Source organism: Pantoea agglomerans NBRC 102470 (assembly GCF_001598475.1).
In the GTDB taxonomy this organism is placed as follows: domain Bacteria; phylum Pseudomonadota; class Gammaproteobacteria; order Enterobacterales; family Enterobacteriaceae; genus Pantoea; species Pantoea agglomerans.
In genome coordinates this window covers 255,080-274,976 of record NZ_BCZA01000006.1, presented here as the reverse complement: position 1 = coordinate 274,976, position 19,897 = coordinate 255,080, and the positions used below count along the sequence as shown (strand labels likewise).

The window sequence follows — 19,897 nt, the reverse complement described above, 5'->3', positions numbered from 1 at the left end:
GAAGCCAGGATGCCTGACCTGCTAACTAAGCATCTGCTTCCCAGACCCCGCTGTCGTTATGCACTCTGTGGTAATGTTAACGTCACACGGTTTTTGCTCTGAGGATTGCGACATGTCTCCCTTTTATCAACTCACTGCCACCAGTCTGAATGGCCAGCTTATCCCGATGACCGACTACGCTGACAAGGTGGTTCTGGTGGTTAATACCGCCAGCCATTGTGGATTCACGCCACAATACGCAGGTCTTGAATCGCTCTATAAAAAGTACGCCGCGCAGGGCCTGGTGGTGCTGGGTTTTCCCTGCAACCAGTTCGGAAAGCAGGAACCCGGCGGTGCCGAAGAAATCGCGCAGACATGCCACATCAACTATGGTGTGAGTTTTCCGATGTTCGGGAAAGTTGAGGTCAATGGCACCTCAACGCACCCGATTTTCCGTTACCTGAAAGATGAATTACCCGGCGTGCTGGGTGGTCGTATTAAGTGGAACTTCACTAAGTTCCTGATCGGGCGCGACGGCAAACCGATCAAACGCTTTGCCCCGACTACCACCCCGGAGAAAATGGAATCCGCCATTCTTGCTGCTCTTTAAGTGAGGTGTTTTACCATCTCACTGTCAATGACGGGATTACCAGTAAACTGTTTCTTTCCGCTCCACCTGGCAGCGCATTTAACTCATCGACGTCTGTTCAGGGCCAGAAGCGGACGTTACTCACTGTGAGAAGCTGAACGCATAGCAGCGCTATGCCCGGTTTTGTCAGTCAGTCCGGATATAACAGCCAGAATCAGCGCTATAACCGAGAGTATCGCGCCTGCCCAGTCAGGCGACTGAAGACCAAAGCCGGCCGCTATAACTGCCCCTCCCAGCCATGCACCCAGGGCATTACCGAGATTGAAGAGACCTATGTTAACGGCTGCAGCCAGCGTCGGAGCCCCTGCCGCCCGCGCTTTGTCCATCACCAGTTTCTGGATGGGGGACACGGTCGCAAACCCAAACGCAGCCATCAGAAAAATACAGACCGCTGACATGACCTGGCTGTGGGCAGTAAAGTTAAATACCAGCAGGACTACGGCCTGAGCGGCCAGGGTGACGTAAAGCATCGGCATCAGCGCGCGATCGGCATATCTGCCGCCCAGCTGATTACCGACAAATAGCCCCAGACCGAACAGCAGCATCAGCCATGCCAGGCTGCTTTCGCTGTATCCAGCCAGCCCGATCATCATGGGTGCGATATAGGTAATGGAGGTAAAAAATGCACCCGGCCCAAAGACCGTTATGCCCATCGCCAGCAGAACATTGACGTTGCGGAAGGCATTAAACTCGTGTGCGAAATTATGGTTCTCCGGACGGGGCTGATGCGGGATAAGCATACCGACGCTGATAACCGTAACAACTCCAATTGCGGCAATAACCATAAAAGCATCTCGCCAGGAAAGATGCTGCCCGATCCAGGTACCGACGGGAACACCAATAAGATTTGCTACGGTCAGTCCCATGAACATGAATGCAATCGCCCTTACCCGCTTAGACGGCGCAACCATATCGGCAGCAATGATCGAACCAATACCGAAGAAGGCGCCGTGAGTCAGCGACGTGATGATCCTGCCCAGAATGGCAATGCCCAGCGTGGGCGCAAAGGCCGTAACGAGGTTACCCGCCACAAACAGCAGCATCAGGAAAACCAGCATGGCTTTTCGGGGCACTTTTGAGCCCAGAATAATCAGGGCCGGCGCGCCGACAAAAACACCCAGCGCATAAGCCGTTGCCAGATTTCCGGCCACGGGAATAGTAACGTTGAAATCAGCGGCAATAACGGGAAGCAGGCCGGCAATGATGAATTCAGTCGTACCGATACCGAATGCACCAATCGCCAGCGCCCAGAGAGCAAGTGGCATAACAAATATCCTGTCAGTTAACCTATTTTTTTGTCTGAGCTGCGCATAACACGTGCCGGCTTTCGTTTAGAGAACCGGCACATGACACGGTGATGGCAGCAGGACAGACAGGATATAAGCTTGCTTAGAGTTGATAAACAGCCCTGAAATCGCCTGAGTGGTGACAAAAATTCTACTTAAGAGTGCCAAAGTATCCTTTTTCGGCTTTACTCAGCAGTTCATCGACAATAAGCCTGACCTTGGGGATCAGATGCCTTGTCCGGGGCCAGACAACGTTCAGCCCGACGGGTACGGGCATATGATCGGGCATAACAGCAACAAGCCTGCCCTCATCAATATGGCTGTTCACCATCGATTCCGGAAACTGGGCAATACCTGCTCCTGCCAGGCAGGCCTGAAGCATGGCGTCTCCGTCGCTTATCTGGTGTGCCGAGGCCGAGATAAACTTTATTTCCCGCTCCCCGGCTGGCCGCAGCCGCCAGGCAAGCGGTGCCCCCCGCCGGTACCCCATAATGCAGCAGTGTTTTTTTAGCGCATCGACATCAAAGGGCTGACCATGCCGCTCAACATAAGCGGGAGATGCGCAAAGCATGAGGCGCTGCCGGCTCAGACGACGCGCAATCAGCTCATCGGTACTCTGCAGTTCGCCCAGGCGCAGTACCAGGTCAACGCCCTCCTCAACCGGATCAATCAGACGGTCGTTAAAGGTCAACACCAGACGCAGGGCTGGATAAAGATTCATCACTTCAAGCAGCACCGGCATCATCAGGTTGCGTCCGAATGATGCTGGCATGTCTATACGCACCGTTCCGGCAGGATTGTCCTGCCGCCGGCTGAGCGTATTTTCAGCCGAGTCCAGAATTTCCAGCGCAGAGAGGCAACTGGTGAGATAGGCCTCTCCGTCACTGGTCAGGCTTAGCTTACGGGTTGAGCGGTGAAACAGCCGCGTTCCCAGCCTCTCCTCAAGCCGCGCCACGCTTTTTCCGACGGCAGATTTTGTAATGCCCAATTGCTCCGCAGCTTCAGTAAAGCTGCTGGACCTGGCCGTTGTGACAAAAGTCGTGATCCCTCGCAAGGATTCGGCTGTAAACCCGGTAGACATAAAGTTGACTCTCTGGCGACTCATAGCGTGTTTATCGATGTGTAATTCTATACCAGGCTTAAGTCAGTTTGAAAACAAAGTGCCGGCACCTGTCGGCGTATCCATATTAAAAACACAGGGAGCAGTCATGTCACAGACAAGACCTTTGAAATTTGTCTCACTGCTGGGCAGTCTTCGCGCGGATTCTTTTAACGCCGTCGTAGCCCGCAATCTTAGCCTGCTGGCGCCGGCAGGCGTGGATGTCAGCGCGCTCAGATCTGTCGGGGAAATACCGCATTACGACGCTGACCTGCAGGCTCAGGGGTTTCCTGAATCGGTTGTTGAAATGGGACAAGCGATAGCGGCAGCAGACGGCCTGATCATTGTCACACCTGAATATAACTATTCTGTGCCGGGTGCCCTGAAAAATGCGCTGGACTGGCTTTCACGTCTTCCGGATACCCCTGTCGCCGGTAAGCCCGTCGCCATAATCACTGCGTCACCCGGTGCCATAGGTGGTGCAAGGGCGCAGTATCACCTGCGTCAGATTCTGGTCTTTCTCGACGGCAGAGTGCTTAACAAGCCAGAGGTCATGATTGGACAGGCCTCATCCCGGCTTGATCCAAAATCCGGCCGCATAACGGATGCGGACACCCGTGACCATATTTCGGCTCAGCTTAGTGCGCTCGCGACAATGGCGGCCCGCAAGGGCTGATTAATAACATCACTCACATCTGAACAACCACAGGGAGAAAACTATGTCTACCAACGTTATTCGCGGTATGGACCACGTCGGCATTACCGTTTCTGATATTGATGAGGCTACCCGCTTCTTTTCTGACGCCTTTGGTGCAGAAGTTATTTATGACTCCGTCTCGCCTTCAGACGATGACGTAAAAGGCGAAGAAACGGAAAATATTCTGAACCTGTTCCCGGGAACGAAAATTACCACGGTCAGAATGATGAAGCTGAAGCACGGCCCGGGACTGGAACTTTTTGAAATGAAGGGGCCAGAGCAAAGTCAGCCCGTGCGACCCAGCGATTATGGCCTGCAGCATTTTGCTGTTTACGTTGATGACATCAACGAGGCTATCAGCCTGTTCGAGCAGGCTGGCGGGAAAATGTTTACTTCTCCTCAGCCCCTGATGTTTCCAACTGAGGTGGGAGAGAATAACTTTTTCTGTTACGGCCGCACGCCGTGGGGTAGCGTCATTGAACTAATTTCTTTACCTTCAAAGCTGCCGTATGAAGACCATACCTCTCTGCGCCGCTGGAAGCCCTGAGTGTAACCGGGTGCGCCAGCGCAGGCGTACCCGTAAATACTAAACGTCCGCTCCTCGCTCATAGCTGACTTGCCCACGAATAATCTCCGACTCATACCCTCGTACAAGACAGTTGCTTGTAACGGAGTGGCTGGTTTTCCAGGCGGCCCCTATAACGCCGCCCCGGCACGTATCACATACATGTCCGGGAGGGCCCACTTCTGGTTTCACTATGAATGTTGACACCTGCAACATCTGCTCCCAAGAGTGTGAAAATCATCCCTGAAACCGATTAAGGTTCACAAGTTGTCGCAGCATCTCGATATGAATCGGTTTATCATTAAGCGCCGGTATGTAAGTAAACGATGTACCACCCGCATGCATAAAAATCTCCCTGTTCTGCTCATCAAGCTCCTCAAGCGTTTCTAAACAGTCTGATGCAAACCCCGGGCTGATTACATGCAGGCTTTTTATTCCTTCATTCGGTAGATTTTTAATTGTCTCATCAGTAAAAGGCGTTAACCATGGCTCTCTGCCGAATCTTGACTGGAACGTCATCAATATTTTCAATGACGGCATATTGATTGCTTCAATGAGTAATTTTGTCGTTAACTCACATCTTTCCTGGTATCGGTCCCCCTCTTTGACAAACCTTACCGGTATACCATGATATGAAATTAACAATGCATCTGGAACGCCGTTAGCTTCGAAAGATGCCTGAACGGATGCTCTTAACGCTTCAATGTAGGCAGGGTGATCGGCATAGTCATTGATGAAATTTATGGAGGGTGTATACCGGTTCTTCATTATCTGCAGGTGACGGCTCACGCTATCCCAAACAGAAGAAACGGTCGAAGATGAAAACTGGGGATACAAAGGAATGACGATAATTTTATCGACGCCTTTTTCCAGTAGCCTGTCAATTGCACCACCTATACTCGGCTCGCCATAACTCATCCCCAGCTCGACGGGCATACCTGTCACTTCTTCAAGCGCACGGGCTTGCCTGACGCTGTAAACCATGAGAGGGGAGCCTTCCTCCATCCAAATCGAAGAATATAATTTCGCCACTCGCCTTGCACGTAATGGGATAATCACGCCATGTAGAATGGGGCACCAAATGATTCTTGGTAAGTCGACCACTCTGTAGTCATGCAGAAATTTAGATAAAAATTTCTTTACTGCAACAGGCGTTGGTTCTTTTGGTGTTCCAAGGTTAACAATCAAAACACCCTGTTTATTCGTCATCAGGTGGGACCCTCAAAGCCATTGTCACTAACTCACTCATGCCAGTCACTCCGTAGCAGCTTGTCTTAAAGGCCTCAATTTGACCTCATTTTGTAGAAATAATTGAAATGCAGATTGACTGTTTCACGGCTTATGATGCTATGAATCTGATTGCAGCCATCGTTTTTACTCGATGATCATGATTTTAGGACATATCATCAGTGAAAACATTACTTTCTCTATCGTCAGATTTAACCGGTGTGGGGCTACGCGACGTCATCATTGAAGTCGGGGTGTGGAGGAGTTAGCTGGAGGAGGTGAGAAAACCGTATCTGGATGCCCGCGCAGATGCATGCCTTAGGCTTGATTTTTTTATGCGTATAAGTGATGAAGGCGACTGACCTGCTCCCTGTTAATTCTTACAGAACGCTTTTAGCAATGTCCGTTACTCGCTCAAAGCGGACTGACACGCATCAACAGCTTACCACTGCTTGTACCAGGCTGGACGACGTTGCCTGAACTCGTTTCGGATATCGTCGTCAGCAGGCGAGCCGCGCAGCGGTGCGAGAGCAGAATTTAATAGTTACAATATACTAATGCGATTTAATAACAGGCGCAGGATTAGGCCGGCGAACCGGCCTGAGGCATTATCAGATGGCGCAATAAACGCGCGCTTCACGTGGCGTGTAGATACCAAACGTCACCACGCTCAGTAAGCCATTAACAAACGTCTGCTGCACTTCAACCCGGTTAACTTTTTCCTGGCCGCCGCACACCTGCGCCGCATCAATGCTCTTACGCTGACCGATACCTGAAACAAAGAACGGCTGGCTGGTGGTTTTCGTCGCCGCACCAACTTGATTCTGTTTCATTACGAAAGTCTGCTGCGCACAGCCGGTTAAACTCAGAGCCAACAACGCCGCAACACAAAGCTTGTTCATAAATATCCTTATCGCCTGAAATGAAAAAAAATGCTGAGTGAAATCATCACTCAGCCAGCAATCAGGTTATCGACAACGAAAGCGGAAACTTGAGAAAGATTTTTAAGTACGCCTAACGGATACGTTTTGCTGAATAGTACAGCAATAAAAAAAGCCCCTGCACAGCAGGAGCTTTTTATGTTTACCGCAGCGTTTCCGCTTAACGAGTCAAATCGTAGAAGAACTTTTTGACGCCATCGAGAAAGCTTTTTGAATGCGGACTGTTCTTCTCGCCCGCCGCACCACCAAAGCACTATTCCGGCTCACGCAGCAGCGACTTATGCTTCTCGCTCATAGCGGACCCAGGGCTGCCGTCAGTCCGCTTAGTGCCAGGAGCGGACATTGCTTGAATCATGATATGTTAGTTTACGGGGGCTGGTAAGAACGGCTATACCCCTCTACGCCTGTCTGAATGCTGTGGCGCGAGTGATGTGTGAAAGTGATTAGCAGGTCACCCTCACGGTACAAATTTAAACAAATTTCAGGACCATATGAGATCCTTGGGTTTTTTTGACTGCTTCATCGATATAGTGCTGGCGAACGGCATCAGTCACAGGTTCACTTTCGTAGGGGGGTTCAAATTGTTTCATAGTGCTTGTTTCAGCCACGAAACCACCCACGACCATTTCACCTTCTGCCTTGATTTTTTTTCCTTCTATATCGAGCATCACATATGAACTAGTGCCTGTAATTTTCATATCAGTTATCCCTTACAAAAATGACTTTTTCCGTCTGTGATACCGGATCGATTGTAGTGATTTTTGTGACGTTATCATTGCCCATCAGGCGCGGTAACTCAACGTTTTCCCATATATTACCTTCACGCAGCGCGTGTCCCACTACGGCCCTGACTTCTCCTGATACCTGTTTAGCATAAGACGCGGAGACGTCCTCCCAGGCCTTGATGCTCTGGGGGTTATCGAAATCCCATTCAGGCATTTTAATGTTTTTATCTTTGATTGTGGATTCGAGCGTGACACCGCCCCGGGACTTGGCAATGCCTTCTGCGACATCAGGTCCGCCGACACCTTCAGTGCGTCCTGACCAGAAAAAGGCACTGTCCGGATCGGTCGCCAGTTGAGGTTCTATTTCTTTCAGGTTGATGAGGCTCTTAGGCGTGTTTCGCCACGTATTGAAGGCTGCGCCTCCTTTTACGCCGGCAAGGCCGCCTGCAAACGCACCGCCCAGCGCTAGCCACTTCTGACCGTCAGAGCCTTCTCCCCATAATTTCCCGCCTATATAAGCGCCACCATAGCCTCCACCCAGTCCTCCTGCAAAACCAAGCAGGGCTATCGCCGGCCCAGCCAGAACAGCTGTAGCAGCAAGGCCTACGCCCAGCAGCACTCTGTCAACCCAGTCCGGAATTTCCGGACTGATTGCGTCAGTCTGCTCTTTACTGCCACCAATAAAGACGTTGGGTGAGCCGCCGCTGATCACACCGCTGCATGTCAGGCGATCCCCCGTCCGGGCAGCAGGCAGTCCGTTGATGTAGACGCGTGAAGACCCTTTTGCCACGCGCTGCAGGGCCGGACCGTGTTCGTCACAGTCACCCACAGACATATGCGACATCACCGCCGACCTTCCATTGATGAACACATTTGATGAACCGGTGACCAGGTGGCCGGTTTCGTGGTGGGGTGCCCATGACATGCTGCCAAGAACTTCTCCCAGCCCGCCACCACCTGCAGCACCGGCAACCGTCGCCGCCAGGGCTACCGCTCCGACACCCCCTGTGGCTAGCGTGAACGCCGCGCCGGCAATGGCCCCGCCTATCAGACCGAGCATCAGCCAGCCCTTAGAGGCAGAGTGTTCTATGCCATCCCCCACCCGTGCAGCGGAAAAGGCTTCAGCTGTACCACTCATTTTTCATTTATCCGCTGACTGAGGTAAGCCTCAACGGCTTCAGTTGTATCCAAGCCGTCAATACCCCGGACACTTCTGGCCAGAAGCAGGCTTGATATCAGTCCCGGTATTCTGGCACCGGTCATCTGCCACAGCGCAAAGCGGCCTGCATGCTCGCCGTCAGGTATCGGAGACAGCATCAGCGGTTCGCCGGCAGTGTCAAAAAACAGATAGCTGCCGTTCCTTGCCCGGATGAGATCAATGGATGAGTACAGGTCAGAAATTGAAGGGAACACGGTCAGTTCGCGGCTGTCACGGTCAAAACTGAAGAAGATTTTCTGACTGTCGGCCGGGATCTGGCTGCTCCGTGCGGGCGAACCTTGTGCATCGTCCGGAAACGTAATGCTGTCCGTGATGCTGTCATAAATACGGCTATGGTAATCGTCAAACGCATCCGGGCAGGTGCCAATGAAGCAGAGTAGCTTTTTCCCTGTACTGTTTTCAGATGTCAGTACAATCCTTTGCTTCTGAAAGATGATTCTTTCGCCGGATTTGAAATTGTAAAACAGTTCCAGCGCCTGCCTGCCATTTATTTCGGTGAGCCGGGCATGATTGAGAGAGAGATCCTGCAGAGTAGCCTGCAGTTCAGATGACAGCTTCTGGGATACTGACTGAAGCGTATCTTCTGCCGCAGCTGTTGCACGTGAAATCACGAAGGTGAATTCATTGGCATTCGTATGACTGAGGGTAAAGAGGTTCATGGTGCGATCGCGAAATACGTCAGGCACCGTAATGTTGCAGTCCTGCAAGGTATATTCAGACATGTAAAGCTTCTCCAGTCCGTGAGTCTGGACCAGAATATCAACGTTTATAAAAATGGTCTCTAAGTGATTCTGATTTAAATTTGATCTAATTCAAAGGGTTTCTTTGCACCTTCTGATCTGCTCCCTGTTGATTCACACAGAATGATTTAAGCAATGTCTGTTGTTCGCTCTTAACAGACCTCACACCCGCGTCAGTCCGCTTCGTGCCAGAAGCGGACTCAGAGTCAAGCTATTCATCAAATCCTTATTCGATTCGTTCCACATTTGGATGACGCTCGGTTGAGGCTTCATGAAAAATATCACTCAGCCAGCCAGCAATCTCACCTTCTGTCATATCATCTGGAATAGCGACGTCATAGAGCCGAGAAAACTTTCTTTCCGTCAGGTCAGCACGAAATACCAGCCACCGATCATTCTCACGTTGAACGCCAAGATGCCGCCCAAATACGTTATATACCAACATATGCAACCTCCGAGCATGCTAATGAGTCTCTGAATTAATGATATATACGTCTGGGCATGTTAACGAGAATATCGTAGGTATATGAATGGCCAGCGACCGCTCCTCGCTCAAAGCAGCCAGTCGATGCGCTAACATCACGTTTTCAATCAGTCACCGTTTACTGCGCTGGCGAACGTGTGCGTAACCCCCGCGATGTCTGTTTCTCTGGGCTTCTTTTCTTCCCATAATCTGCCGATTGGCATGCAGTTCTGTGCAGGATTTAATCAGGAGAATTTATTGCTGGCACTGGCGGATCAGCTTAAAAGCACCTATCCGTGGCAGACAAGAAAACCGGAGGTGTGGGCTGGTCGCTAAAGACCCTTTCAGAAGCATCGCCTGATGCTTTTTTCCAGAACGTGTAAGCGACGACTTCCTCTCTGCTATTTTTTGTCTCGAAAATAGCGGGGAGAGGCGACCGGCTCATAAAGTCACCTGGAAAACTTTAGCTCACTGCTCACGGTTGACATGACTCTCCGTAACAGGCATACCACTTTGTCAGTTTTGCCGTTAGCGAACAGGTGAACAACCGGGAACTTCCGCTATCGACCAATCTGATGTTGTGAGTATTTGCGCTCGTCGTCAGAAGCGGAATAATATCGATATCGGTGGTTTAGACTGTTGAAGTAACAACTCAGGTCTGAAAGATCAGGAGATTAATATGCAATCAGTTCGCCTCATGGGTGACGGATACGAACCTCATGTGACACAGGAGGAAGGTAAACTGACCTACTCATTGCCTGTCGATTCTGGTTTTATCAGCTATGAATTTGCCTTTGAGATCAGCCGGCACGATCTGGATATTCTGCTTTCCGATGATTACAGACGTGCCGTGCTCGAAATTACTGCGCATACCTTGCTCCAGCGTTCGACGCTAACAGGCTATGACCGCTTTACCCAGAAAGACTTCGATAAACTGGTCACGAACACCCTTCACTCCACACCCGATTTCCTGCAAACATTCATTTCTCAGATAAGCCATGAACATCACATTGTTATAGAGCATTACGTGAAAGAAATCATTGACCGGCGTTCTGCCTCACAATGAATACAATGAGTACTAAAGAACACATTTAAACTTTATGAAGTGAAAGCGACTGTCCCTTCAGGTGGGATATAAAGTGCAAAACAGTGTCCTGCGATAGCTCTACACCTGAACATTCAGATAAAAGGGAGGTTTTACAGAGTGAGTTGTGAGTTCTGTCAGGATCTATGTGTTAAATACGTTATACGGGAACCTCGTCAGTTGCGCCTGGCAATACGTATTGCACAGAACGCAGTTAAAGAAGAGATCATTTCCGAAGTTTCAACCATCAATAACTGGAATCAGTACACCTTTTCTGAATGTGCTGAACAGATGATTTGGGGCGATATCGTTGATTACCATTTTGCATGTAATCATTGCGGAACCTCGTTCGTGCTGGGAGCTGAAACCTATCATGGCAGTGGGGGTTACTGGTCTCCCGAAAGTGAAAAACCAACAGAAATAATAAACTGACGCAATGAATTGCCGTAAGCGGAGTTGCGCGAAGTCACTCAGGCCAGTTCATCACAGACGTTTGAATGAATTCAGTAGCCTGTCTCGCACATAGATGTTGGTCATCAGCAACAGACTTCTTTTTGTGCCTGAAACAGAAAATCTTTCTGCCGTGGAACGCGGTTTCAGAATATAAGACGGGTTAATCAGGCGTTCAGGAAATGTGTCCTTGCGGGAACAGGCGGCAAAGCGTTAAACGTAAGATCCATTACCGTTAAATCCGGAAGGTCATACCAGCAATCATTTGCATCGACTAAGGCTCTTCTGACTCAAAAAACTGATACGACCCATCACGTCGGGCTTTGGCCTGGTACATCGCTTTATCCGCGTTTTCGAATAATATTTTGGCCGATGCCGTCCCGAAACGGGCAAGGCTGATACCGATAGCCGCGCCAATGCGCACGTCCATATTATCAATGGCGAATGGCGCGTGCAGACTTTCAATAATACGCAGGGCAATGGCAGCGGCTGTATCGCGATTTCTGCACTTTGCCGCCACAACAAATTCATCTCCGCCCAGTCGCGCCAGTGAGTCGCCCGGACGCATACAGCGTTGCAGCCGTTCACTGACCTGCTGCAGCAAGGCATCCCCTGTCGCGTGGCCCATCAAATCGTTCACCGCCTTAAAGCCATTCAGATCGATAAACATCACCGTCGTATAGGCCTCATCATCCACCTTCGCCAGCATGCGCCCGACCTGGTCGTTGATCCAGGTACGATTATGCAGCCCGGTCAGCGTATCCAGCGTTGCCAGCTTCTCCAGATTGCGCATCCTCTCTTTGTCTCGCGTAATGTCGCGCGACACCAGAACTGCACCGATATTTTTGCCGGTAGAGGGATTGATGACGCCACAGGCTTTGGTGCCCAGAATGATGTAGTGGCCGTCACGATGGAGCTTGCGCACCTCAACGACGTCCGGCAGCACTCCCCCGTTGAAGATGCAGGCCAGAGCTTCAGAAGCGGGGCCGCGGTCATCGGGATGCAGGAAATCCACCACCAGCTGACCGACAACTTCTTCGGCTGTCCAGCCAATCATTTCGCTATAAGAGGGCGAGATTGAAACGTACCGACCATCCGCGTCGCAATGGGCAATCAGATCGGTGCTGTTTTCAATTAACAGACGATATTCTGCCGCCGTGCGCAGCGCATCTTCCAGCGCTTTACGCTGTCCGGTCACATCCAGAATGAAGCCGTTATACTGCAGACGGGACGTGCCAGGCTGGCGATCCGGCAGGCCAGATACAATGACCCGACGCGTCTTGCCATCCAGACAGTTGATCGGCACTTCAATATGAAAAGGCGTCAGGAAATCAAGCGCGGCGGTCAGTTGCAGCGCGATCTTTGCATCGTCATCGGCCTGTGCCAGTCTCAGCCATGAACTCAGCGTCACACCCTTCAGTTCAGGCATCAGACCAGCAGGGCTTTCCTGACTGGCGACGCAGATACCCTGGGCGTCTGTAGACCAGACAGCGGTAAAAGAGGGTTTGATCATTGTGTTCATGGCGGCCGACTCCGACGTAGCTGACGATATTAAACAGGCTCAATACTCGTCGCTACAGACCTGATTATAACCGTTAATGTCCGCCTGTAGCTGAAGGAGGATCCGGAGACAGGTTCACTATTGCGAGAATACCCGCCATTGACGGCGGCTGACGCTGCGCTTATCCGTCTGCAGCTGCTGAGGTGCCGCCCTGCCCGCACAAGAGTGAGCGAACCCGGGATTCAGTGTCAGAAGTATGAGCCAGTGTTTATCGGCCGATCGGGCCAGAATCTTTAATGATGCCACCTCTGCCATAAGCGCTGGGATATGATTATGTTGATTAATAGCAACCGGATAATCAGGCGTAAAATCACCTTACTGTTTTAGTCGTCACAATCCATTTTTGCAGCCCGTAGCAAACGCAGGCTGCAACGGTCAGCTGACCAGACTGCGATCAGTCTGCCGTATGTGTGTGATAGATCTTGCTGACCACGGTCCAGCGATCGTTCACTTTCAGCAGGTTAAAAAAATCAGTGAAACGGAAACCAGAAATGTCGTCAGTGTCGATGCGGGCACTGGCGGCAGTCCCAACAATATCTACGCGCACGATAGCCGCTTTTGCTTCGGGTGAAGGACGGAATGCGGTGTCGATGGTGTCAAACAATCCCTGAATTGGACCGCCGCTGAGGTTGCCGTCACTGTCGAGACCAAAAATGGTCGCCCTGTCGCTGAAAGCGGGCTTCATGAGCTCACTTTTCGCCTGCTTTCCTCCCTCGTTATACTGATTCAGCACTGCCACGATGGCGTTATAGTCCTGTACATAGGTCGTGTTATTCATCTGTTTTCTCTCCGTTCTGATTAATAAGGTATCCCTTCAGACACCCCGCTTTTGGGTGATATTTTCTGACACAGACACGTACCGACTCAGCGCGACAGCAGCCTGCCGGGGGAGAGCAGGCGGGATAAAAGGCGAGCCACTGTGTCGATTTAATTCTGTAGTGAGCACTACGTAATAGTATTATTGTATAGTGATCACTATGTAATGTGTCAAGAGAATGATTGAGGCCGTCTATGAAAATACCTGACCAGCCTGCTGCCACTGAAAAGCCGAAAGGCCGGCCACGAAGCTTTGACCGTGATAAAGCGTTGCTGAAGGCGCTGGATCTGTTCTGGCGCAAAGGTTTTGAGCCGGCATCGGTTGCCGAACTTTGCGCCGCCATGGAAATCAACCCACCCAGCCTCTATTCCGCCTTTGGCAACAAGGCAAAACTTTTTCTGGAGGCCGTGAACTACTACGAAACGAAGTACTGGAAAGCGACCTGGCTGCGGCTTGATGAGACGCAGGATATTGGTGAAGCGATTGAAGGTTTCTTTAGCGAAGCAGCCGATATTCTGCTCTCCCCTTCAGCGCCCTGCGGCTGCATGGTGGTGCTGGCAGCCATCAATGTTTCAGCAGAATCGACGGATGTTGTCAGGGCGGTTAGCGTTCTCAGGCAGGAAGGAAAAGATCTGTTTGAAAAAAGGCTGGTCAGAGCGGTTCAGGAGAAGCAACTGCCCGCAGATACCAACACCGTCGCGCTGGCTACCGTTCTGAATACGCTGCTGGAAGGCATGTCGATAGAGGCGAAAGACGGTGCGACGCTTCAGAGCCTGAAATTGATCGGCCAGCACGCCACCCGACTGCTTCACCCGCTCACAATCAGAAACTGAAAGCATGAAAAAGGTTAAAAGTTACTAGACGACCGGTCAGTTTTTCACTAGAGTGTGCACATTATGAAAAGAAACGTGACAGATATGCGGCAGCACATCATTGATGTGGCCAGGGCGATCATTACTCATAAGGGCTACAGCGCCGTCGGGATTTCCGAGATTGTAAAAGCGGCGGATATCCCAAAAGGCTCGTTCTATTACTACTTTCCGTCGAAGGAAGCGTTTGCAGAGGCGCTGCTGGAGCACTACTTCAGCCACTATTTGCTGGAAGTAGAGCATCAGCTAGGCGGAACAGGAACGGCGAGAGAGCGACTGCTGCGCTATTTTACCTTCTGGAAAACCACCCAGGGCGCAGACCTGCCTGAAAGTAAATGTCTCGTGGTCAAGCTGGGGGCGGAAGTCTGCGACCAGTACGATAACATGCGGCATGTGCTGGCAACGGGCACCCATGAAATTGTGCTCAAAATTGCCGCCTGCCTCCGGCTCGGTCAGGAAGATGGCTCCCTGCCCGCCGTAACGGATGCCACTGAACTGGCAGAAGAACTCTATCAGCTCTGGCTGGGGGCTTCCCTGATGGCGAAAATCCACGATCCTGACAAAGCGTTCAGTCAGGCAATGAACGCAACAACACGGCTACTTGGGTAGCCGATTTTTTTTATCCATTTACTAGACGACCGGTCAACTATTAAGAGGTTTATATGACTGACAACAGTACCCGTACCGATTTATTCTCACCTGTTTCGATGGGCAGCCTTCAGCTGTCAAACCGCATTGTCATGGCACCGGTCACGCGTAGCCGTTACGGTGAAGAGGGTGTGCCTGATGAACTCCATGCTACCTACTATGCACAGCGTGCCGGGGCTGGCCTGATTATTTCTGAAGCCACCAACATCTCTCCGCAGGGACGCGGCTATGCCGCTACGCCGGGGATATGGAGCGAAGAGCAGGTGGCTGGATGGAAAAAAGTCACTGATGCGGTTCACGCTAAAGGCGGCAAAATCGTCTGCCAGTTATGGCACGTGGGCCGTTTTTCAAGCGTGGAACTGCAGCCTGAGGGCCAGCGTCCGGTTGCGCCATCTGCCATCAAAGCGGAGGGACAGACTTATACCGTAAACGGTTTTGTGCCGGTATCGACGCCGCGGGCGCTGGAAACAGAAGAAATCCCCGGCATCATTGAGCAATACAAACGTGCAGCTGAAAATGCCCTGCGTGCCGGTTTTGACGGCGTTGAGGTGCACTCCGCCAACAGTTACCTGCTCGATCAGTTCCTGCGTGATTCCACCAATCACCGTACTGACGCCTACGGTGGCTCTATTGAAAACCGCGCCCGCCTGACGCTGGAAGTGACAGAAGCCATCATCAACATCTGGGGCAATGACAAAGTCGGTATCCGCCTCTCTCCGGTCACGCCTGATGCCGGTAACACCCCGCCAGACAGCAATGTTATGGCGATGTACGGCTACCTCATTCAGCAACTTAACCGGTTCAACCTGGCTTATCTGCACTTCGTTGAAGGCGCGACGGCCACCTCTCGTGATGTGCCTGCCGATGTGGACATGGACGCGCTGAGCGCCCAGTTCAACGGTCCGTTTATTGGCAATAACAACTATGACCTTGAGATGGCCATCAGCCGCCGCAACGCCGGAATTATTGATGCGGTTGCCTTTGGACGCCTGTTCATCTCCAACCCGGATCTGGTTAAGCGTCTGCGTTACGGTGCCGCGCTGACCATCGCGCCGAAAGAAGCCTATTACGGCGGTGGTGCAGAGGGTTATACCGACTGGCCGGAAGCCAGCTGCTGATAACGGTTTATGGCGGGTGACTACCCGCCCCTTTCACCAGAAGGAGAATTAAAAATGAATTACCTGCAACAGAAAACAGCCATTATTACGGGTGCATCCTCCGGGATTGGTGCGGCTACCGCGCGGGAACTTGCGCGTCATGGCGTGAATATTGTGGCGGCAGCACTGGACCAGGATGGCCTCGATACGCTGGTACGTCAGATTGAAGCTGAAGGGGGACGCGCTGTCGGCCTGGTAACCGATGTTACGCGTCTGGAAGAAACCCAGGCGCTGGTGAAGTTCGCCAGTGACACCTTCGGCTCCATAGACATACTGATTAACAATGCGGGCCTGATGCTTTTCTCAAGCTGGAGTGACGTTGCCTGGGAAGAGTGGAACAAAATGGTCGACGTCAATATCAAAGGCTATCTGAACGCCATTGCCTCTGTGTTACCCGTTATGCTGAAGAAAAATGAGGGACAGATCCTGAATATGGCATCGGTTGCAGGTCATCAGGTGGATGCGGGTGCAGGGGTTTACAGTGCAACAAAATTCTTCGTCCATGCCATGACAGAATCGATGCGCAAAGACTTAGGGGTTAATAACGGGATACGCGTCAATACCATCAGCCCTGGCGTAATCAATACCGGCTGGGCCGATAAAGTCGGCGATCCTCAGGGCCGTAAAGTGGCTCAGGAACTCAATAAATTAGCCATCAGCCCACAGGATGTGGCTAATGCGGTGGTGTATGCACTTAATCAGCCGCAGAACGTTACCGTCAACGACCTGATCGTTTCTCCCACCAGACAAAACTGGTGATATCCGGATAACAGCGTCGGGGTTGCCACGCCATCCACCCTGCCCTGATGCTGATTATCAGGGCAATACTGCCCCGGCATGGCTCGCACGCCCTGATGCTACTTTCCTTCAATTTTCGCCCGATTAAGCCGCCGGGGTTTCACTCTTTGCATCGCCTGAAAATTAAGAAGAAAACAGATTAACTCAGAATTAATTCTTATAGGTTAACAGGTAAAACAGCCCAACCACCACACTCCGAGGGAGCAAATATTACATTAAATCAAAGGGTAAATGCCGGCTTAGTGAGTGACAAGCTGTGATCAAAATTCCTGTCATACTTTTCTTTAGCTTAACCTTTTCTTAAGATTAATCTTATAACATCGTCTCTGTATTAGCCCATGTTGGGCTATTCCGGATTATCACCCTATGCAAAATAACAACACAGCGTCTCACTCTCTCAGTAAAGTTCCGGCCGTTACCGCGGCTTTCTGGTTAACCAAAATCGCTGCGACTACCCTGGGTGAAACCGGCGGCGATGCGGTGACCATGTCGATGAATTTCGGTTACCTGACCGGGACATTGATTTTCGCCATCATCTTTCTGGTCGCGGTGGTGGTGCAGATAAATCGCCACAGTTTCAACAAATGGATTTACTGGTTCACCGTGGTGGCCACAACCACCGTTGGCACGACGATGGCAGACTTTGCCGATCGCTCACTGGGCATAGGATATTTAGGGGGCACCGTGCTGCTGAGCACCCTGCTTATCCTCTCGCTTTTCCTGTGGAAAATCACCTGCGGTACGGTTGCGGTCAGTTCAGTGAGCAACGGCGTCACAGAGAGTTTTTACTGGGTCACTATTATGTTTTCACAAACCCTGGGCACGGCCTTAGGTGACTGGACGGCAGACACTGAAGGGCTGGGCTACGATGGCGGGATCCTGCTGTTTGTTGGCGCGCTGGCAATCATCTGGGCGGCCAGTCGCTTCACATCACTTTCGCGTACGGGGCTCTTCTGGGCGGCCTTTATCCTGACCCGACCACTGGGTGCCGTGGTCGGCGACTTTCTGGACAAACCCCTTGCCTCAGGCGGACTCGCGCTAAGCCGCTACGGTGCCTCACTGACGCTGGCGCTAATCATCATCGCTCTTCTGGTAATACTGCCCCAGCGTCCGGCAATGAAGACCGCCACGGCGAGTTAAAAGACGTTACTGGCAGATTTACAGATAACGCATCGACTTAAACGTAATCAAGGCCGCCAGCGATGGCGGCTTTTTTTTATTATCTGATGCGTAACAGGCTACATCAGACAGAGCGCTCAAAGGAGACGATTTGACCATCGGGTGCAGCAGCGAGTACCGGCAGACTCTCTGCAGGCTCCTGCATTTTCACCCGAAACGCCGTGTTGCTGGCATCAAGGAAAACGGTTCTCAGATGACGGTTACAGATGAACCATATTTCATCGCGGTCATTTGAAAGAATGTAGTAAGCATCTGATGTTTCAGAGGGGTTAAAACAGCCCAGTGCGCGATAAGCCGTCTGCGGGGTAAAACCGCTGGAAAGCGGCAGTGGCCTGGGGCCATGCGCTAACTCTTCAATCCTGAGGTAAAGCCCCTGTTCAAGCCACAACATAATGTCACTCCCTGAGAGTAGAGAAACCGGGCTGAACGTGTCGGCTGCATTACCGCGAAGCAGAATGCCCGTTCACTGACCGATTTAGTGATCGGATAATTTTTCCGACGTGCAGAATCGTTATCCTGATCTGAGCATAGCAGCGGCGCGTTCTTATGCTTTTTTTATCTGCTTACGGTGTTCTGCTACTCAAGACGACTGGCGAGCAGCCGCAGCTGCTCAGCAATCTGCTTCAGATCCCGCTGCTGCTGACCGGCGATACCCGTCGAGCTGCGTACCACCAATTTTGCCGGAAGGATAGAAGAGGAACGCTGCTCATCCTGCTCACTGGCTAACAACAGACGCGCGACCGCCTCTTTGCCCTGTAAATCAAGATCGAGTGACACCGTGGTCAGCGCCGGATGGAAGAAGGCACTTTCATAGGTGTCATCGTAGCCAATCACCGAAATCTGCCCCGGCACCGCTACCCCGCGCTGATGCAGCGCGCTCAGCACACCCAGCGCCATCTGATCATTTCCCACCAGCAGCGCGCTGAACTCCGGCGCTTCACGCAGCAGTTGCAGCACGCCGTTGTAACCACTTTGCGCATCCCAGTTACCGTGGCTGACGCTGACCGGCTTCAGACGATAGCTCTCCAGCGTATCCAGCCAGCTCTTTAACCGCAGATTGGCAGAAACCGACTCCTCTGGCCCGGCCAGCAGAGCAAATTCCCGATGCCCCTGCTCATAGAGATATTTGACACTGGCACGGGTGCCGTCAGCCGGGTTAAACGAAACGTTAAACACCGCGCTGTACGGATCAACATCAAGAAACAGGCACAGGATATCGTCGTTCTCCTGCACGATCCGCTCCGCATCACTGCTCTCCAGCGGAACGTTGATAATCACCTTATCCACGCGCTGCGACTTCAGCTCATTGATACAATTTTGCAGACTTTGATTGACGTTCTCATCAATCATGGCGATCAGCACCTGATAGTCAGCGGCATTGGCATATCGTTTAACCGCAGCGGCCACCTGCGAGGGAGCATGCAACGCCAGCGATGTGGTCACCAGACCCAGCGTTGTGCTCTGCTTACCCACCAGCTGTTGCGCCAGTCTGTTTGGCACGTAGCGCAGGGTCTCAATAGAGTGTTCCACCTTGCGCCGCGTTGATTCTGAGACGTTTGCCGACTTATTCAAAACCCGCGAAACCGTCTGATAAGAGACGCCAGCATGGCGGGCGACATCCTCTAAGGTGGCATTTTTTGATTTCATAATTCGCATCCCTGATTACCGATGGCGGAATGGTATCACAGCAGCCGAATAAGCCAGGTTACCGCAGTCACATTGCGCAAATAAAAAGTAAAAGTCA

General features: G+C 51.6%; 22 protein-coding genes and 1 pseudogene. 10 read left to right on the top strand and 13 right to left on the bottom strand.

The features are described 5' to 3' along the window. Window positions 1-112: 112 nt before the first annotated feature. Window positions 113-589, top strand: a complete 477-nt coding sequence (locus tag PAG01S_RS13860; protein WP_010259108.1) for a glutathione peroxidase — start codon at window positions 113-115, stop codon at window positions 587-589. Between the two features lie 116 nt (window positions 590-705). Here the strand turns inward: PAG01S_RS13860 and PAG01S_RS13855 are convergent, their stop codons facing one another. Next, window positions 706-1,893 (bottom strand): MFS transporter, encoded by a 1,188-nt coding sequence (locus tag PAG01S_RS13855; RefSeq protein WP_022624669.1) that lies wholly within the window; start codon window positions 1,891-1,893, stop codon window positions 706-708. Between the two features lie 172 nt (window positions 1,894-2,065). Continuing rightward, entirely contained in the window at window positions 2,066-2,995 is a 930-nt protein-coding gene (locus tag PAG01S_RS13850) for a LysR family transcriptional regulator (RefSeq protein ID WP_062759323.1), read from the bottom strand. A 127-nt stretch (window positions 2,996-3,122) separates the two neighbouring features. On the opposite strand from PAG01S_RS13850, the gene PAG01S_RS13845 reads away from it, so the two are divergent. Then, window positions 3,123-3,689, top strand: coding sequence for an NADPH-dependent FMN reductase (locus PAG01S_RS13845; protein WP_062759106.1), 567 nt, complete (start codon window positions 3,123-3,125; stop codon window positions 3,687-3,689). Between the two features lie 43 nt (window positions 3,690-3,732). After that, complete coding sequence (locus PAG01S_RS13840; protein WP_010670676.1) at window positions 3,733-4,257, top strand: VOC family protein; 525 nt, start codon at window positions 3,733-3,735, stop codon at window positions 4,255-4,257. Window positions 4,258-4,512: 255 nt separating this feature from the next. Here the strand turns inward: PAG01S_RS13840 and hemH are convergent, their stop codons facing one another. The 7 genes and pseudogenes from hemH to PAG01S_RS13810 form a co-directional block, all read right to left on the bottom strand. Beyond that, window positions 4,513-5,484, bottom strand: a complete 972-nt coding sequence (hemH, locus tag PAG01S_RS13835) for a ferrochelatase (protein WP_010259113.1) — start codon at window positions 5,482-5,484, stop codon at window positions 4,513-4,515. 629 nt (window positions 5,485-6,113) lie between these two features. Next, the gene (locus PAG01S_RS13830; RefSeq protein ID WP_010259114.1) at window positions 6,114-6,404 is read right to left on the bottom strand and encodes a Bor family protein; all 291 of its coding nucleotides are present in this window, start codon (window positions 6,402-6,404) and stop codon (window positions 6,114-6,116) included. A 199-nt stretch (window positions 6,405-6,603) separates the two neighbouring features. Further along, a pseudogene (locus tag PAG01S_RS21780) lies at window positions 6,604-6,738 on the bottom strand (molecular chaperone DnaJ); the annotation flags it as partial. Between the two features lie 175 nt (window positions 6,739-6,913). Continuing rightward, complete coding sequence (locus PAG01S_RS13825; protein ID WP_062759104.1) at window positions 6,914-7,141, bottom strand: Imm74 family immunity protein; 228 nt, start codon at window positions 7,139-7,141, stop codon at window positions 6,914-6,916. A gap of 1 nt (window position 7,142) precedes the next feature. Next, complete coding sequence (locus PAG01S_RS13820; RefSeq protein WP_062759102.1) at window positions 7,143-8,306, bottom strand: PAAR domain-containing protein; 1,164 nt, start codon at window positions 8,304-8,306, stop codon at window positions 7,143-7,145. Next, window positions 8,303-9,109 carry a DcrB-related protein gene (locus PAG01S_RS13815; protein ID WP_062759100.1) on the bottom strand — a complete coding sequence of 269 codons (807 nt, stop codon included), beginning with the start codon at window positions 9,107-9,109 and terminating at the stop codon, window positions 8,303-8,305. Before PAG01S_RS13815 ends, PAG01S_RS13820 begins: the two co-directional genes overlap by 4 nt. Before the next feature lie 244 nt (window positions 9,110-9,353). Then, entirely contained in the window at window positions 9,354-9,572 is a 219-nt protein-coding gene (locus PAG01S_RS13810) for a DUF7661 family protein (RefSeq protein WP_033768639.1), read from the bottom strand. Between the two features lie 697 nt (window positions 9,573-10,269). On the opposite strand from PAG01S_RS13810, the gene PAG01S_RS13805 reads away from it, so the two are divergent. Together PAG01S_RS13805 and PAG01S_RS21775 are read left to right on the top strand one after the other, a co-directional pair. Continuing rightward, window positions 10,270-10,656 (top strand): hypothetical protein, encoded by a 387-nt coding sequence (locus PAG01S_RS13805; RefSeq protein ID WP_050679449.1) that lies wholly within the window; start codon window positions 10,270-10,272, stop codon window positions 10,654-10,656. Between the two features lie 198 nt (window positions 10,657-10,854). Further along, a complete protein-coding gene (locus PAG01S_RS21775; RefSeq protein ID WP_242640426.1) occupies window positions 10,855-11,106 on the top strand; it encodes a hypothetical protein in 252 nt (83 codons plus the stop codon). Window positions 11,107-11,398: 292 nt separating this feature from the next. Here the strand turns inward: PAG01S_RS21775 and PAG01S_RS13800 are convergent, their stop codons facing one another. Next, window positions 11,399-12,646: a sensor domain-containing diguanylate cyclase gene (locus PAG01S_RS13800; protein ID WP_033780070.1), complete on the bottom strand. Its 1,248-nt coding sequence runs from the start codon at window positions 12,644-12,646 to the stop codon at window positions 11,399-11,401. A gap of 433 nt (window positions 12,647-13,079) precedes the next feature. Then, window positions 13,080-13,463: a nuclear transport factor 2 family protein gene (locus tag PAG01S_RS13795; RefSeq protein ID WP_033786812.1), complete on the bottom strand. Its 384-nt coding sequence runs from the start codon at window positions 13,461-13,463 to the stop codon at window positions 13,080-13,082. Between the two features lie 233 nt (window positions 13,464-13,696). Between PAG01S_RS13795 and PAG01S_RS13790 the strand changes: the two genes are divergently transcribed. The 5 genes from PAG01S_RS13790 to PAG01S_RS13770 all read left to right on the top strand — a co-directional run bounded on the left by PAG01S_RS13790 (window position 13,697) and on the right by PAG01S_RS13770 (window position 18,114). Continuing rightward, entirely contained in the window at window positions 13,697-14,335 is a 639-nt protein-coding gene (locus PAG01S_RS13790) for a TetR/AcrR family transcriptional regulator (protein ID WP_062759098.1), read from the top strand. 63 nt (window positions 14,336-14,398) lie between these two features. Beyond that, on the top strand, window positions 14,399-14,980 hold the full coding sequence (locus tag PAG01S_RS13785) for a TetR/AcrR family transcriptional regulator (protein WP_029519282.1): 582 nt from the start codon (window positions 14,399-14,401) through the stop codon (window positions 14,978-14,980). Window positions 14,981-15,033: 53 nt separating this feature from the next. Beyond that, window positions 15,034-16,137, top strand: a complete 1,104-nt coding sequence (locus PAG01S_RS13780) for an alkene reductase (RefSeq protein ID WP_060678975.1) — start codon at window positions 15,034-15,036, stop codon at window positions 16,135-16,137. A gap of 54 nt (window positions 16,138-16,191) precedes the next feature. After that, window positions 16,192-16,935: an SDR family oxidoreductase gene (locus PAG01S_RS13775; protein ID WP_033761021.1), complete on the top strand. Its 744-nt coding sequence runs from the start codon at window positions 16,192-16,194 to the stop codon at window positions 16,933-16,935. 405 nt (window positions 16,936-17,340) lie between these two features. Then, the gene (locus tag PAG01S_RS13770; RefSeq protein ID WP_062759096.1) at window positions 17,341-18,114 is read left to right on the top strand and encodes a COG4705 family protein; all 774 of its coding nucleotides are present in this window, start codon (window positions 17,341-17,343) and stop codon (window positions 18,112-18,114) included. A 103-nt stretch (window positions 18,115-18,217) separates the two neighbouring features. On the opposite strand, the gene PAG01S_RS13765 is transcribed toward PAG01S_RS13770, so the two are convergent. Next, on the bottom strand, window positions 18,218-18,544 hold the full coding sequence (locus PAG01S_RS13765) for a hypothetical protein (RefSeq protein ID WP_010670656.1): 327 nt from the start codon (window positions 18,542-18,544) through the stop codon (window positions 18,218-18,220). A gap of 185 nt (window positions 18,545-18,729) precedes the next feature. Further along, window positions 18,730-19,800 carry a LacI family DNA-binding transcriptional regulator gene (locus PAG01S_RS13760; RefSeq protein WP_062759094.1) on the bottom strand — a complete coding sequence of 357 codons (1,071 nt, stop codon included), beginning with the start codon at window positions 19,798-19,800 and terminating at the stop codon, window positions 18,730-18,732. Window positions 19,801-19,897: the final 97 nt, after the last annotated feature.